The organism is Hansschlegelia plantiphila (assembly GCF_027922265.1).
Taxonomy (GTDB): Bacteria; Pseudomonadota; Alphaproteobacteria; order Rhizobiales; family Methylopilaceae; genus Methylopila; species Methylopila plantiphila.
The window spans coordinates 14,123-29,171 of the sequence record NZ_BSFI01000023.1 but is presented as its reverse complement, the minus strand read 5'-3'; the positions used below and the strand labels follow the sequence as shown (position 1 = coordinate 29,171).

The 15,049-nt window shown below is 69.1% G+C and carries 14 protein-coding genes; 8 read left to right on the top strand and 6 right to left on the bottom strand.

The annotated features are described in order from the left end of the window. Window positions 1–4: 4 nt before the first annotated feature. The 5 genes from PKE75_RS16725 (at window position 5) to PKE75_RS16705 (ending at window position 6,632) form a co-directional block, all read left to right on the top strand. Window positions 5–1,273 (top strand): serine hydroxymethyltransferase, encoded by a 1,269-nt coding sequence (locus PKE75_RS16725; protein WP_271169889.1) that lies wholly within the window; start codon window positions 5–7, stop codon window positions 1,271–1,273. Window positions 1,274–1,411: 138 nt separating this feature from the next. Then, window positions 1,412–2,623: an efflux RND transporter periplasmic adaptor subunit gene (locus tag PKE75_RS16720; protein WP_271169888.1), complete on the top strand. Its 1,212-nt coding sequence runs from the start codon at window positions 1,412–1,414 to the stop codon at window positions 2,621–2,623. A 115-nt stretch (window positions 2,624–2,738) separates the two neighbouring features. Then, window positions 2,739–5,957, top strand: a complete 3,219-nt coding sequence (locus PKE75_RS16715; protein ID WP_271169887.1) for an efflux RND transporter permease subunit — start codon at window positions 2,739–2,741, stop codon at window positions 5,955–5,957. Window positions 5,958–6,088: 131 nt separating this feature from the next. Next, window positions 6,089–6,340, top strand: a complete 252-nt coding sequence (locus PKE75_RS16710) for a BrnT family toxin (protein WP_271169886.1) — start codon at window positions 6,089–6,091, stop codon at window positions 6,338–6,340. Further along, window positions 6,333–6,632 carry a BrnA antitoxin family protein gene (locus PKE75_RS16705; protein WP_271169885.1) on the top strand — a complete coding sequence of 100 codons (300 nt, stop codon included), beginning with the start codon at window positions 6,333–6,335 and terminating at the stop codon, window positions 6,630–6,632. The genes PKE75_RS16710 and PKE75_RS16705 overlap by 8 nt, the downstream gene beginning before the upstream one ends. A gap of 5 nt (window positions 6,633–6,637) precedes the next feature. Here the strand turns inward: PKE75_RS16705 and PKE75_RS16700 are convergent, their stop codons facing one another. The 4 genes from PKE75_RS16700 to PKE75_RS16685 form a co-directional block, all read right to left on the bottom strand. After that, window positions 6,638–7,237, bottom strand: coding sequence for a TetR/AcrR family transcriptional regulator (locus PKE75_RS16700; RefSeq protein ID WP_271169884.1), 600 nt, complete (start codon window positions 7,235–7,237; stop codon window positions 6,638–6,640). Between the two features lie 132 nt (window positions 7,238–7,369). Further along, window positions 7,370–8,392 (bottom strand): 5-oxoprolinase subunit C family protein, encoded by a 1,023-nt coding sequence (locus tag PKE75_RS16695; RefSeq protein WP_271169883.1) that lies wholly within the window; start codon window positions 8,390–8,392, stop codon window positions 7,370–7,372. Beyond that, complete coding sequence (locus PKE75_RS16690; protein ID WP_271169882.1) at window positions 8,389–9,114, bottom strand: 5-oxoprolinase subunit B family protein; 726 nt, start codon at window positions 9,112–9,114, stop codon at window positions 8,389–8,391. Before PKE75_RS16690 ends, PKE75_RS16695 begins: the two co-directional genes overlap by 4 nt. Further along, window positions 9,111–9,875 carry a 5-oxoprolinase subunit PxpA gene (locus tag PKE75_RS16685; protein ID WP_271169881.1) on the bottom strand — a complete coding sequence of 255 codons (765 nt, stop codon included), beginning with the start codon at window positions 9,873–9,875 and terminating at the stop codon, window positions 9,111–9,113. Before PKE75_RS16685 ends, PKE75_RS16690 begins: the two co-directional genes overlap by 4 nt. Before the next feature lie 63 nt (window positions 9,876–9,938). Here PKE75_RS16685 and PKE75_RS16680 point away from each other — a divergent pair, with 63 nt between their 5' ends. Then, window positions 9,939–12,086 (top strand): NAD(+) synthase, encoded by a 2,148-nt coding sequence (locus tag PKE75_RS16680; RefSeq protein ID WP_271169880.1) that lies wholly within the window; start codon window positions 9,939–9,941, stop codon window positions 12,084–12,086. Between the two features lie 42 nt (window positions 12,087–12,128). On the opposite strand, the gene PKE75_RS16675 is transcribed toward PKE75_RS16680, so the two are convergent. Continuing rightward, window positions 12,129–12,392 (bottom strand): PepSY domain-containing protein, encoded by a 264-nt coding sequence (locus PKE75_RS16675; RefSeq protein ID WP_271169879.1) that lies wholly within the window; start codon window positions 12,390–12,392, stop codon window positions 12,129–12,131. 24 nt (window positions 12,393–12,416) lie between these two features. After that, the gene (locus PKE75_RS16670) at window positions 12,417–13,343 is read right to left on the bottom strand and encodes a LysR substrate-binding domain-containing protein (RefSeq protein WP_271169878.1); all 927 of its coding nucleotides are present in this window, start codon (window positions 13,341–13,343) and stop codon (window positions 12,417–12,419) included. Window positions 13,344–13,525: 182 nt separating this feature from the next. Between PKE75_RS16670 and PKE75_RS16665 the strand changes: the two genes are divergently transcribed. Together PKE75_RS16665 and PKE75_RS16660 are read left to right on the top strand one after the other, a co-directional pair. Continuing rightward, window positions 13,526–14,317, top strand: a complete 792-nt coding sequence (locus PKE75_RS16665; protein ID WP_271169877.1) for an ABC transporter ATP-binding protein — start codon at window positions 13,526–13,528, stop codon at window positions 14,315–14,317. After that, window positions 14,314–15,048 carry an ABC transporter ATP-binding protein gene (locus tag PKE75_RS16660; RefSeq protein WP_271169876.1) on the top strand — a complete coding sequence of 245 codons (735 nt, stop codon included), beginning with the start codon at window positions 14,314–14,316 and terminating at the stop codon, window positions 15,046–15,048. The genes PKE75_RS16665 and PKE75_RS16660 overlap by 4 nt, the downstream gene beginning before the upstream one ends. Window position 15,049 lies beyond the last annotated feature (1 nt).

Sequence of the window (15,049 nt, the reverse complement as noted above, 5' to 3'; positions counted from 1 at the left end):
CGCGATGCCCCGCCCGGCGCCCGGCTATTTCACCTCCGGCCTTGAGGCCGATCCGGAGCTCGCGGCTGCGATCGGCGGAGAGGTCCGCCGTCAGCAGGACGGGATCGAACTGATCGCATCGGAGAACCTGGTCTCCCGGTTGGTCCTCGAGGCGCAGGGGTCGGTCTTCACCAACAAGACCGTCGAGGGTCCGGCTTACGCCCGCTACTACGGCGGCGCCGAGTTCGCCGACGCGGTGGAGACGCTCGCCGTCAGCCGGGCGACGAAGCTCTTCGGCTGCCGTTTCGCGAACGTCCAGCCGCATTCGGGCTCCAACGCCAACGCCGGCGTGTTTCTGGGCCTGCTAAAACTCGGCGACACGATCCTCGCCATGGACACGGCGGCCGGCGGCCATATCAGCCATGGCCATCCGGCGACGCTGACGGGACGCGACTACGAGATCGTCCGCTACGGCGTGAGCCGAGCGACGGAGCGGATCAACCTCGACGAGGTTCGCGCTTTGGCGCAAGCGCGCCGGCCGAAGCTGATCGTCGCCGGCGGCTCCGCCTACCCGCGCGCGCTCGACGTCTCCGGCCTGCGCGCGGTCGCCGACGAGGTCGGCGCGTTGCTGATGGTCGACATGGCCCATTTCGCGGGGCTCGTCGCCGCCGGCCTCCATCCGAACCCCTTCCCGCACGCGCATGTCGTGACGTCGACGACCTACAAGTCGCTGCGCGGCGCCCGCGGCGGACTGGTCCTGTGGGACGACGACGCCCTGAGCGGGCGGATCAACGCCGGGATTTTCCCGGGCGTGCAGGGCTCGGTGATGATGCACATCGTGGCCGGCAAGGCGGCCTGCTTCGGCGAGGCGCTGCGGCCGGACTTCGTCGCCTACAACCAGGCGGTGGTCGACGGCGCGCAGACGCTGGCGGCGACGCTGGCGGAAGCGGGCGTCCGGCTGGTCGCGGGCGGCACGGACACCGGGCTGATGCTGGTCGACCTCGTCAACCATGGGCTGACCGGCGACGTCGCGGCGAAGGCGCTGGAGGCGGCAGGCCTCGCGGTGAACAAGAACCAGATCCCGTTCGATCCCCGGCCGCCGGAGGCGCCCTCCGGCCTGCGGCTATCCAGCAACGCAGGCGCGGCGCGAGGCTTCGGCGTTGCGGAGTTCGCCTCCATCGGCGGCTGGATCCTGCGCGTCCTGAACGCGCCGGCAGATGGCGGCGCGATAGAGACCGTGCGCTCGGAGGTTCGCGAGCTTTGCGCGCGGTTCCCGATCTACCCCGCGGCGTGATCCGGAATGCGACAAACCGACTGATCGCGCGATTTCATACCGACCGATATGTTTCAGTCTTGACTCCCAGGCGGCCTAACTTTACCTGTCGGTACCATACCGTTCGGTACGGTTAAATACTCTGCTGGGGACGTAGAGATGCCAGACTTTTCGACAGCTTCGCGGCGCACCGTGTGCGCCGGCGCGGCTGCGCTCGCGATCGCGGGCGCCGTGTTCGCGACGCTGCCCGCCAGCGACGTCGCAGCGGACGCGGCCGTCGCCGCAACGCCGCCGGCCACGCCCGCCTCGGTCGCCGCCGTCCAGTCGCGCGACATCACCAACTGGACCGAGTTCTCGGGAAGGCTCGAAGCGATCGACCGCGTCGAGGTCCGATCACGGGTCGCGGGCGAGGTCGAGACGGTCCACTTCCGGGAAGGCGCGCTGGTCGAGAAGGGCACCGCGCTCTTCACCATCGACCCCGAGCCCTACAAGGCGGAGGTCGACCGCGCGCGCTCACAGGTCTCCGCGGCCGAGGCGCGCCTCACCCTCGCGAAGAGCGACCTCGACCGCGGCCGCCGGATGACGGCGCTCTCGACGATCTCCCAGCGTGACCTCGACTCGCGGACCAGCGGCCTTCAGGAGGCGGAAGCCTCGCTGCAGGGCGCGAAGGCGGCGCTCCGGACGGCGGAGCTCAATCTCGGCTACACCGAGGTTCGCGCGCCGGTCGCCGGCCGCGTCGGCAAGATCGAGGTGACCGCGGGCAACCTCGTCGCCGCCGGCCCCGGCGCGCCGGTTCTGACCAGGCTGGTCTCCGTCAATCCGATCTACGCCAGCTTCGACGCGGATGAAGAGACGCTGATGCGGGCGCTCGACACCCTGCCGAAGGGCGGCGACCGCAGCGACGCGGTGGGCGCCATCCCGGTCGAGATGTCGACGCTGACCAGCGACGGCGCGACCCGCGGCAAGTTGATCTATGTCGACCCGACGGTGGACGCGGGCGCCGGCTCCGTCCGCGTGCGCGCCGTGTTCGACAATCCCGACGGCCGGCTGATGCCCGGCCAGTTCGCGCGGCTCAGGATGGGCCAGGCGAAGCCCGCCCCTGCGCTGCTCGTCAGCGAGCGGGCGATCGGCGTCGACCAGGACAAGAAATACGTCCTCGTCGTTGGGCAGGACCAGAAGGCGATCTACCGCGAGGTGAAGCTCGGCCCGTCCGCCGAAGGGCTCAAGGTCGTGCTGAGCGGGCTCGAGGCGGGCGAGCGGATCGTCGTCAACGGCCTGCAGAAGCTCAGGCCAGGAGCGCTGGTCGCGCCGGAGCCTGTCGCGATGGACGGCTCTCCGCTTACGCAGAAACAGGCCTCGGCGGAACGCTGAGACCGGCGGGTCCCGGACGGCGGCGAGCCCGCCGGTCCGGGATCGTCATCCGTGAGTACTGAAAACTTCCAACGATCCCGGCTCTCCGCGCTCGGGACGACGGCAGAATCGAGCCATGAACATCTCCAAGTTCTTCATAGACCGGCCGGTGTTCGCGGGCGTTCTGTCGACCGTGATCTTCCTTGCGGGCCTGTTGTCGCTGCGCTCGATGCCGATCTCGGAATATCCCGACGTCGTGCCGCCGCAGATCGTGGTGCGCGCCACCTATCCCGGCGCCAATCCGAAGGTGATCTCCGAGACCACCGCGACGCCGATCGAGGAGCAGATCAACGGCGTCGAGGGCATGCTCTACATGTCGAGCCAGGCGACGACCGACGGCGTGATGACGCTGACGGTGACGTTCGCGCTCGGCACCGATCCCGACAAGGCGCAGCAGCTGGTCCAGAACCGCGTCGCCCAGGCTGAGCCGCGGCTGCCGGCGGAAGTGCGCCAGCTCGGCATCACCACCATCAAAACCTCGCCCGACCTGACGCTGGTGGTGCATCTCACCTCGCCGAATGGTCGCTACGACATGACGTATCTGCGCAATTACGCGGTGCTGAACGTCAAGGACCGGCTGGCGCGCATCCCGGGCGTCGGCCAGGTGCAGCTGTTCGGCTCCGGCGACTACTCCATGCGCGTCTGGCTCGACCCGCAGAAGGTGGCCGAGCACGGCCTGTCCGCATCCGACGTCGTGAACGAAATCCAGGCCCAGAACGTGCAGGCGGCCGCCGGCATCATCGGCGGCTCGCCCTCGCCGGCCGGCGTCGACCTCCAGCTGTCGGTGAACGCGCAGGGACGACTCCAGAGCGAGGAGGAGTTCGGCGACATCATCGTGAAGTCGGGCGCAAACGGCGAGGTCGTGCGGCTGCGCGACGTCGCCCGCATCGAGATGGGGGCCGCCGACTACGCGCTGCGCTCACTGCTCGACAACAAGTCCGCCGTGGCCGTCCCCGTGTTCCAGGCGCCGGGCTCGAACGCGATCGACATCGCCGACCGCGTGCAGGCCGAGATGCGCGACATCAAGGCGAACATGCCTGACGGCGTGGACTACTCCATCGTCTACGACACCACGCAGTTCGTGCGGTCCTCGATCGAGGCGGTGATCCACACCCTGCTCGAGGCGGTCGCCCTGGTGGTGCTCGTCGTCATCCTGTTCCTGCAGACGTGGCGGGCGTCGATCATCCCGCTGATCGCGGTGCCGGTGTCGATCGTCGGCACCTTTGCGGTGATGCATATCTTCGGATTCTCGATCAACGCGCTCAGCCTGTTCGGTCTCGTGCTCGCGATCGGCATCGTCGTCGACGACGCGATCGTCGTGGTCGAGAACGTCGAGCGCAACATCGAGGACGGCCTTCCCCCCCGCGAGGCCGCGCTGAAGGCGATGCAGGAGGTGTCCGGCCCGATCGTCGCGATCGCGCTGGTGCTGATCGCGGTGTTCGTGCCGCTCGCCTTCATCACGGGCCTCACCGGCCAGTTCTACAAGCAGTTCGCGCTGACGATCGCGATCTCGACCGTGATCTCGGCGATCAATTCGCTGACGCTGTCGCCGGCGCTCGCGGCTCTGCTTCTGAAGGGCCACGACGCGCCGAAGGATCGGCTGACGCGCGTGCTCGACGTGCTGCTCGGCTGGTTCTTCCGCCGGTTCAACAAGGGCTTCAGCTGGGGCTCGCGGGTCTACGGCAAAGGGGTGACCCGGGCGATCGGGCACAAGGTCGTCATGCTCGTCGTCTACGCCGGGCTGATCGCGGCCACGGGCCAGTTGTTCCGCGTCATTCCCGGCGGCTTCGTGCCGGCGCAGGACAAGCAGTACCTCGTCGGCTTCGCGCAGTTGCCCGACGCCGCGACGCTCGACCGAACGGAGGACGTGATCCGCCGCATGGGCGAGATCGCGCTGAAGACGCCGGGCGTGAAGAGCGCCGTCGCCTTCCCGGGCCTGTCCATCAACGGTTTCACCAACTCGTCGAACTCGGGCATCGTCTTCGTGACGCTGAACGAGTTCGAGGAGCGGCGCGACCCGAGCCTGAGCGCGGCTGCGATCGCGATGAGCCTCAACCAGCAGTTCGGCGCCATCCAGGAAGCCGTGATCGCGATGTTCCCGCCGCCGCCCGTGCAGGGCCTCGGCACCATCGGCGGCTTCAAGCTGGAGATCGAGGACAAGGCCGGCCTCGGCTACGACGCGCTCGACCAGGCGACCAAGGCTTTCCTCGCGAAAGCCAATACGGCGCCCGAGCTCGCCGGCCTGTTCTCCTCGTTCCAGGTGAACGTGCCGCAGCTGTTCGCCGACATCGACCGGACCAAGGCCCGCCAGCTCGGCGTGCCGATCTCGGAGGTGTTCAACACGCTGCAGATCTATTTCGGCTCGCTCTACGTCAACGACTTCAACAAGTTCGGCCGCACCTATTCCGTCAGGGTCCAGGCGGATTCAAAGTATCGCGCGCATGCCGACGACGTCGGCTTCCTCAAGGTGCGCTCGAACTCCGGCGACATGATCCCGCTGTCCGCGCTGATGACGGTGAAGCCCAGCGCCGGCCCGGAGCGCGCCATGCGCTACAACGGCTTCCTGTCGGCTGACGTGAACGGCGGCGCCGCGCCAGGCTTCTCGACCGGTCAGGCGCAGGCGGCGGTCGCGCGGATCGCGGCTGAGACGCTGCCGAAGGGCATCTCCTACGAGTGGACCGAGCTGACCTATCAGGAGATCATCGCCGGCAATTCGGGGATCATCGTCTTCCCGGTCGCGATCCTGCTGGTCTTCCTGGTGCTCGCCGCCCAGTACGAGAGCCTGACCCTGCCGATCGCGATCATCCTGATCGTGCCGATGGGCATTCTGGCGGCGCTGACCGGCGTCTGGCTGTCCGGCGGCGACACCAACGTGTTCACGCAGATCGGCCTGATCGTGCTGGTCGGCCTGTCGGCGAAGAACGCCATCCTGATCGTCGAGTTCGCGCGAGAGCTCGAGCTGGCGGGACGGACGCCGCTCGAGGCCGCGGTCGAGGCCAGCCGCCTCCGACTGAGGCCGATCCTGATGACGTCGCTCGCCTTCATCATGGGCGTTCTGCCGCTCGTCACCTCGGTCGGCGCAGGCTCGGAAATGCGCGCCGCGATGGGCGTCGCGGTGTTCTCCGGGATGATCGGCGTCACCGCTTTCGGCCTGTTCCTGACGCCGGTTTTCTATGTCGTCATCAGGACGCTGGCTGGCGGACGCAAGCTCAAGGGTTCTGGGAACCACGCTCCGATAGCGCCGGGCGCGGGCCCCGCCGCGCACGGCTCCGAAACCAAGCTGTCCCTGGGTTAGGAACTGCGAGACGGAAAGCGTCCCCACGCCCTTCGCAGTTCCTGACGACGACGGCCGCCGGATTCCCCATCCGGCGGCCGTCACGTTATGGCTCTCGAACATTTCGCTGAAAACCTGTATATACAGGTTGGATGCTGATCGTCTGGGACGAGCCGAAGCGGCAGGCGAACCTTGAAAAGCACGCGCTCGACTTCGCGGACCTGACGCTGGCGTTCTTCGAGAGCGCGATCTTCGAGCCTGGCCACTCGGAAAGATGGCGGGCCCTCGGTTTGAAAGATGGCGCACCGATCGCCGTGGTGTTCCGTTCGCTCGGCATCGAAGCGCTCTCGATCATCAGCATGCGGCGCGCGAGCGCACAAGAGAGGAGGCTCCTCAATGGCTAGGGCGCAGAACGGCTTCGTCTCCGGACAGGGCTACACGAAGGAAGATTGGGACGACGTCTCGGACAATCCGGAATGGACGGCCGAAGAAATCGCCCAGGCCAAGCCCTTCGCCGAGGTCTTCCCGGAGCTTGCGGAAAGCATCCGCAGGCAGCGGGGGCCGCAGCGGACGAAGGCGGCGATCTCGATACGGCTCGACGACGACATCGTCGCGAAGCTCAGGGAGAGCGGGCCGGGCTGGCAGTCGCGGGTGAACGACGCGATCCGGGCGTGGCTTGACAAGGGCGTCACCTGACGCCTTCAGACTTCGGCGGTTTCGCGCACAGGCAGGGCGCGCAGCGCGAGGTCGGCGACCTTATAGAGCTCGTCCCGCGTCGCGCCGGAGGCGGCCTTCATCGCCATGCCGAGACCGACCGCCATCACATAGCGCGCCCAGTCGGCCGGGCTTTCGCCGGACGACAGCTCGCCGTCCTGCGCGGCGCGATCAAGCCGCTGGCGGAGCGTGTCCTCGCTGAGCGAGCGGCGCGCGATCAGTTCCTGCCGTATGGCGTTGCCTTCGCCGCCGCAGCCGACCGTGCTGTTCACGCCGAGACAACCCGGCGGATGCATCGGGTTCGTCAGGACGTCGGCATAGCCCTTGAGAAGTCTTTCGATCGTCGCGCGGGCGGTGGGCTCCTCAAGCGCATGCGCCACGAAGCAGAGGTGGTTCTGCTCGTATCGGTCGAGCACCTTGCGGAACAGATCTTCCTTGTTGCCGTAGGTCGCATAGAGGCTCGGACGGGTGATGCCCATCGCCTCCGTGAGCTCGGTCAGCGACGCGCCTTCGTAGCCCTGACGCCAGAACACCTGAAGCGCCGCACACAGCGCTTCGTCGACGTCGAACTCCTTGTGCCTGCCCATCTCCCGGCGATCCTAAAATTTCATACCGATCGATATAGTCCCGCGACCGGTTTCCGTCGAGAGCAATCCTCCGTCCAGAAGGCCATATCAGGGCGCCACTCTGGTATGACCCGCCGACGCCAAGCGGAACGCTCAGTCGCCCGGCCTGTCGCCGGTCACGCCGTCGATCAGGTTGAGGCCGAGGAGGAACTCCGAGGACAGCTCGCGGCGGATGACCGGCTCGAACGCGATCCCGCGGGTGAGCAGCGCGGCCTCGTCACGCCGGGCTGCGACGGCCTCGACGATGGAGATCGCGCGGAAGCGGAACGCCGTCCCCGCCCGGACCTGGGCCAGCCGGCCGAGGTCCGGGCCGATGACGGTGGCGATCTTGGGGTAGCCGCCGGTCGGCTGGCGGTCGGCCATCAGCACGATCGGCCGACCATCGCCCGGGATCTGGATTGCGCCCATCGCGACGCCGTCGGAAACGATGTCGTGACCCTTCGCATGCGCGATCGTCGGGCCGTCGAGGAAGGTGGCCATTCGGTCCGAACGCGCGGAGACTTTCCAGGGGCCGGCGAGAAACGCCGCGACCTGGTCGTCCGCGAAGTAATCGTCCTGCGGTCCCATCACGACGCGGATCACATCCGGCCGGCGCTCCAGCAGCGGCGCGACGATGGCGCCAGGCTCCTGTCGGGCCTGACGGCCGGCCGCGACCTGAAGCAGATCGCCCGACCTCAGCCCCCTGCCTTCAAAGCCGCCGAGGCCCGAACGGGTATGGGTCGCGCTGGAGCCGAGCACGTCGGGGAGGTCGAAACCACCGGCCACGGCGAGGTAGCACCAGGCGCCGGCGGCGCCGGCGCGAAGCTTCAGCGCCGTTCCGGGCTCGAGCGTGAGCCTGACAGCCGGAGGCAGCGGCCGGCCGTCGAGCGTCACGGCGAAGGCGCCGCCGGCGACGGCGACCGTCAGCGGACCGCTCTCCGCCGTCGCCTCGACGCCGCCGAGCGAGACTTCGATCGCCGCGGCCCCTGCCGGGTTGCCTACGGCGAGGTTCGCGACCGCATGCGCGAGCCGGTCCATCGGCCCCGCCGCGGTGACGCCGAAGCGCAGGTAGCCGCGCCGGCCGCCATCCTGCGCCGTGACGCCGGGTCCGGCGGACAGCACGCGGAGCGCGCTCATGCCGACGCAGCCTGCGCGACGATCTCCCCGGTCGCGGCGCGCCGCTCCAGCGCGCGGAACGTCGCGACGTCGACCGGCTCGAAACGCAGCGCATCGCCGGGCGCGAGCAGGAACGCCTCGGCGCGCTCCGGCGCATAGAGCCGTTCCGGCGTGCGGCCGACGACGTGCCAGCCGGTCGGCATCGGAAAGGTCGCTATGGCCGCGAGCCCGCCGCCGACCATCACCGCGCCGGTCGGATGCGGCGGTCGCGGCGTCCGGCGGCGCGGAACGGCGAGGGTCTCCGGCAAGCCGCCGAGATAGGCGAAGCCGGGCGCGAAGCCGTACATGGCGACACGGTAGTCGGCGCCGGCGTGCCGCGTGACCACCTCCTCGGCCGGGAGACCAAGCGCCTCCGCGACCTCGCCCAAATCCTCCGCGAGCTCCGCATCGTAGCAGCACGGCATCAGCCAGGCGCGGACGCTGGGGCGGGCGCCGTCAGATGCTCTCGCCGCCGCTTCGCCCGCACGCGCCACCAGCGCCTCGCGGTCGATCACCAGCGGATCGTAATGGATCATCAGCGAGCGGTAGGTCGGGACGAGCTCCAGCAGTCCGTCGGGCGGGTCAGCGGATAGCGCCGCGTCGAGCGCGAGCACCCGGTCGCTGATCGCGGGATCGACGATTTCGCCGAACTCGACGACCAGCGCCGCCTCGCCGGCGTCGAGGAAACGCGGCGCTTCGGTCATCGCGCGGCGAAGGGCTTGAGCGCGACGCCTGCAGCTTCCAGCCGCTCCCGCACCAGCTCCGCGACGGCAACCGCATGCGGGCTGTCGCCGTGCACGCAGATCGAGCGGATCGGGGTTTCGAGCCGCGCGCCCGACCGGGCGATGATCGCGCCCTCCTCCACCATCGCGAGCGCGCGCGACGCGGCCGCTTCAGCGTCCTCGATCAGCGCGCCGGGCTGGCCGCGGGCGATCAGCGCGCCGCCGTCGGTGTAGCCGCGGTCGGCGTAGATTTCCTGATGGACGGCGAGACCCGCCGCCTCGCCGGCCTTCACCTGCTCCGTCAGCGCGATGGCGAGCAGCGCCAGCGCGGGGTCGACCGCCTTGATCGCCCGCGCCACCGCGTCGGCCACAGCAGGCTCCTCGCAGGCGACGTTCGCGAGCGCGCCGTGCGCCTTCACGTAGGTGACGGCGTGGCCGGCATAGGCCGCGAGCGCCGCCGCCGCGCCGATCTGGTAGGCGACCAGCCGCTCGATCTCGCCGGCCGAGAACGGGATGCGCCGCCGCCCGAAGCCGATGCGGTCGGGGAAGCCGGGATGGGCCCCGACCGCGACCCCCCGCTCGCGCGCCAGACGAAAGGTCCGCGCCATGATCTCGGGGTCGCCCGCGTGCATGCCGCAGGCGACGTTCGCGGAGGTGACGAGCCGCAGCATCGCCTCGTCGTCGCCGCAGACGTAATCGCCGAAGCCTTCGCCTAGGTCTGAGTTCAGGTCGATGAAGGGCATCGGTCCTCTCGGGCGATCGGACGGCGGGCGTCCGTTATGGCGAAACCGCACGGAAACGCCGATATGCTAATCACCGATTATCGCGACGGAAACGAAGCGCGGCTAAAGAACCTGCGCGCGACAGATGAAGGGCTCGCCTTGACGGCCGGATCGCCAGACTTCGCCTCCATCCACGCCCACGGCTTCGTCCGCGTCGGCGTCGCGACGCCCGGCGTCTTCGTGGCCGACCCCGCGCGCAACGCGGCCGCCGCGATCGCGCTCGCCGAGCAGGCGTCGGCCGAGGCCGTCGACCTCCTGATCTATCCCGAGCTCAACCTGTCGTCCTACGCGATCGACGACCTGCATCTGCAGGACGCGCTGCTCGCCGAGGTCGAGCGCGCCATCGGCGAGATCGCCGAACGCTCCGCGACGCTTGCGACCGCGCTGCTCGTCGGAGCGCCGCTCCGCCGCAACGGACGCGTCTACAACTGCGCGGTCGTGATCGCCCGGGGGCGGATTCTCGGCGTCGTGCCGAAGAGCTTCCTGCCGAACTACCGCGAATATTACGAGAAGCGCTGGTTCGCCTCGGGCGTCGGCCTCCATGGCCTCGACATGAGGGTCGCGGGACAGGTCGCGCCGTTCGGGACCGACCTGATCTTCTGCGCTCTCGACCTGCCGGACTTCATCTTCCACGTCGAGATCTGCGAAGACGTCTGGGCGCCCACCCCGCCTTCGACGCTGGGCGCGCTCGCCGGCGCGCTGATCCTCTGCAATCTGTCGGCCTCCAACATCACGATCGGCAAGGCCGACGACCGCACGCTGCTCTGCGCCTCGCAGTCGATGCGCTGCATCGCGGCCTACGCCTATTCGGCGGCCGGCGACGGAGAGAGCACCACCGACCTCTCCTGGGACGGACAGGGCGCGATCCACGAGATGGGCGAGGCGCTGGCGCAGTCCGAGCGGTTCGCGCGCGCCGCGCAGCTGATCGTGGCCGACGTCGACGTGCAGCGCATCCGGCTCGAGCGCGCGCGCGTCCAGACCTTCAACGACGCGGCGGCGGCGAGCGGCCACCCGGAGACCGCCTTCCGCCGCGTCGATTTCGAGCATGGCCCGAGCGGCGGCGACGTCGGCCTCAGGCGCGCGCTCCGCCGCTTCCCCTATGTCCCGGACGTCGCCGCGCGGCTCGACCAGGACTGCTACGAGGCCTTCAACATCCAGGTCCACGCGCTGGTGAAGCGCTTCGAGGCGACACGCGGCCGCCACATGGTGATCGGCGTTTCGGGCGGCCTCGACTCGACGCAGGCGCTGATCGTCGCGGCGAAAGCCTGCGACCTGCTCGGCCTGCCGCGCACGACGATCCTCGGCTACACCATGCCGGGCTTCGCCACCGGCGACGAGACCAAGGCGAACGCCTGGGCCCTGATGCGCGCGCTCGGCGTATCGGCGGAAGAAATCGACATCCGCCCGGCCGCGAACCAGATGCTCGCCGACATGGGGCACCCGTTCGCGACGGGCCAGAAGGTCTACGACGTCACCTTCGAGAACGTGCAGGCCGGGCTTCGCACCGACTACCTGTTCCGGCTGGCGAACCAGCATGGCGGCTTCGTCGTCGGCACCGGCGACCTGTCGGAGCTCGCGCTCGGCTGGTGCACCTACGGCGTCGGCGACCAGATGAGCCACTACGCCGTCAACGCCGGCCTGCCGAAGACGCTGATCCAGTATCTGATCCGCTGGACCGTCCGCACCGCGCAGGTCGGCGCCGAGGCGAGCGCCGTGCTCTCCGCGATCCTCGACACCGAGATTTCGCCGGAGCTGGTGCCGGCCGACGAGACCGGCGCGATCCAGAGCACGCAGGCGCGCGTCGGACCTTACGAGCTGCACGACTTCTTCCTGTTCCACACCTTGCGCTACGGCCTGCCGCCGTCGAAGACGGCGTTCCTCGCATGGCGCGCGTGGAGCGACGCGTCGGTCGGGCTGTGGCCGGCGCATTTCCCCGACGAGGCTAAGAACGCCTACGACCTCGCGACGATCGTGCGCTGGCTCGAGACCTTCCTGGTGCGCTTCTTCCAGACCAGCCAGTTCAAGCGCAGCGCCATCCCCAACGGCCCCAAGATCTCCTCCGGCGGCAGCCTCTCGCCCCGAGGGGACTGGCGGGCGCCGTCGGATTCCGTCGCGGACGCCTGGCTGCAGGAGCTGCGCGCGGCGCTCCCGCCCGAGTTCAGGGCCGGATGAGCGTCGTGTCCCGGCCCCGGGGACCGGGACACGACCGGGACATCAGTCGTCCGCGTGCTCGTTCGAGATCGCGCCGGTCTTCGCGTCGATGTGGAACTCGAGCGTCTGGCCGTTCTTGACGCCCGCGCCTTCCCAGCGACCGTCGTCGGCCTCGATCTTCGAGATCTCGGTGTAGACGGCGTCCTTGGCCTTCCGGGCCGCCTGCTCGATGCTGATCCAGCCCGGGCCGGCCGGGTCGGCCAGAACGGGACCGGCGAGGCCGACGGCGAGAGCGGCGGCGAGGACGATCTTGGATGCGTTCTTCATGTCTGGTCCGCGCGCCCCCTCGGATCAGTCCGCGGGGGCGCTCGGAAATCCGGCTGGTCCGTCGCGGGCCTCCAGCCGGGGCGCCAGTTCGGCGACGCCGAGGGTGATGTGGCGGGCGAACTGCTCGGCCGCCTGCGACAGACCGTTGAGACGCCGCCAAAGCATGATGTCGATATTGGGGAGCGGCGGCAGCCCGGATTCCTGACCGAGGCGGACCAGCCCGGTCGCGTGAACGGAAGCCGACAGCACGATCACGGCGGCGTCCGCGAGCGCCATCGCCTGAAGTCCGGCGATGCTCTCGGAGACGCAGGCGATCCGCCAGCTGACCCCCGCTTCGTTCAGGGCCATGAGGGCGAGATCGCGGTAGAGGTTGCCCTCGGGCAGCATGGCGAGCGGCACGGGCGCGCGCCGATGCGCTTCGCCGTTTTCGGCGCCCAGCCACACGAGCTTTTCCGATTTGAGCCGCACCGCGTCTCCCGTGCGCGGGCCGACGCCCGGCATCCGCGTCGCGATCGCCACGTCGACGAGGCCCTCGTCCATGTCGGCGGCGATCTGGCGCGACAAGGCGCATCGCACGGAGACTTCGACGCGCGGATAGGCCTTGCGGAAGCTTGCCAGGGTCTCCGGCAGCAGGAACGCGGCGTAGAGATCCGGGCAGCCGAGCGTGACGCGGCCCTCGATCTCCTCGGAGGCCAGCCGAAGCTGCGCCTCGTCGTGCATGCGCAGAACCGCGCGCGCATAAGGCAGCAGCGTTTCGCCCTGCGGCGTCAGCCGGAGCCGCCGGAGATCGCTCTCGAACAGCGGCTGACCGGCCGCCTCCTCGAGTCTTCGAATCTGCAGGCTCACGGCGGGCTGCGTGCGGTGCAGCTTTCTCGCCACGCGCGTCACGCTGCGCATCTCGATCAGCAGCACGAAGGTCCGCAGCAGCACAATCTCAAGAGGTCGCGTCATATAAGCCAAATATTATTTTGCTTTTTGCAAAGCAATATAAATTTGCTTAGGGGAATGCGCGGCCTTTAGAATGTTTAACAGCACGAATACTGTCGAGTTTTTAAGCTTATGCTCATGGATAAGGCAAATCATGCACAATTGGTGGGCTGGCGGCGACGGCCGTCCGCCCGCGGCCTGTCCGCATGAGCGGCCCGTCGACGAGCGGGTCGGCCCTTTCGCTGCTTGAGGTTCGCGGCGTCGCGAAGCGATATGGAGGGCTGGCGGCGCTCGACGGCTGCAGCCTGACGCTGGAGACCGGCCGCATCACCGGCCTGATCGGTCCCAACGGCGCCGGGAAAACCACGCTGCTCAATGTGATGACGGGCCTCGTCCGGCCCGACGAGGGCCGCGTCCTGCTTTCGGGCCGCGACGTCACGGCCGCGGCCCCGCATCGCTTCGCCGCGCTCGGCGTCGCCAGGACCTTCCAGATCGTGCGCGAACTCGGCAGTCTCACGGTTTTCGAGAACCTGTTGCTCGCCCCGCGCCGGCAATCCGGCGAGGGCGTCGTCGCAAGCCTGTTCGGGCGCCGCAAATGGTGGGCCGAGGAAAGCGCCAACGCCCTGAAGGCGAAGGCGTTGCTCGAGCGGGTCGGCCTCTACAAGCTCGCCGATCAGCAGTCCGGCGGGCTGTCGGGCGGCCAGAAGAAGCTGCTGGACCTCGCCCGAGCGCTGCTGCTTGAGCCCAGGCTCATCCTGCTGGACGAGCCGGGGGCGGGCGTCTCCCCGCCTCTCAAGCTCGAGATGATCCGGCTCGTGCGCGAGCTCAACGCGGAAGGGGTCTCCTTCGGCCTCGTCGAGCACGACATGCATCTGGTCGGCGAGCTCTGCGACCATGTCCATGTCATGGCGGAGGGTCGCCTGCTGGTCTCCGGCACGTTCGGGGACGTCGTCAAGGACCGCCGCGTCGTCGAAGCCTATCTCGGAGTGGCGGCGTGACCGGCGGCGATATCCAGGCGCTTTCGGTGCGGAGCCTGCGCTCCGGCTACGGCCGCGGCGGCGACATCATTCGCGGCGTCGACCTCGACCAGGCGCCGGAGACGATACTCGCGGTGATCGGTCCGAACGGATCCGGCAAGTCGAGCTTCGTGAAGACGCTCGCCGGTCTGCTCGATGTCCGCTCGGGCCACGTGATGGTCACCGGCCGCGACGTGACGGCCGAGACGCCGGCGAAGCGCGTGGCGGCGGGCCTTGCTTACGTCCCGCAGGAAGCCAACGTCTTCCCGAGCCTGACCATCGGCGAGAACCTCAAGCTCGCGACCGAATTCCTACGCGGCCGCGCAGGCGTCGGGCCAGAGCAGCGCCAGCGCGTTCTCGAGCTCTTCCCCGAGATCGCGGCGCGGCTGCGCACCCGCGCCGGCGATCTTTCGGGCGGCCAGCGGCAGATGCTCGCCTTTGCGAGCGCTCTGCTCGCCAACCCCGAAGTCCTGCTGCTCGACGAGCCGTCGGCCGGCCTCAGCCCCAAGATCGTCGGCCAGACGATGGAGGCGATCGTCCGGGTCCGCGAAGCCGGCGTCACGGTGCTGCTCGTCGAGCAGAACGTCGCGGCCGCGCTCAGGATCGCCGATGAGGCCGTCGTGCTGGTCGCCGGCCAAATCAGCCTTCGCGCGCGCGCCGCCGAGGTCGGCGCCTCCGATCTCGCCGAGCTGTTCTTCGCGAAGGTCGCCTGAG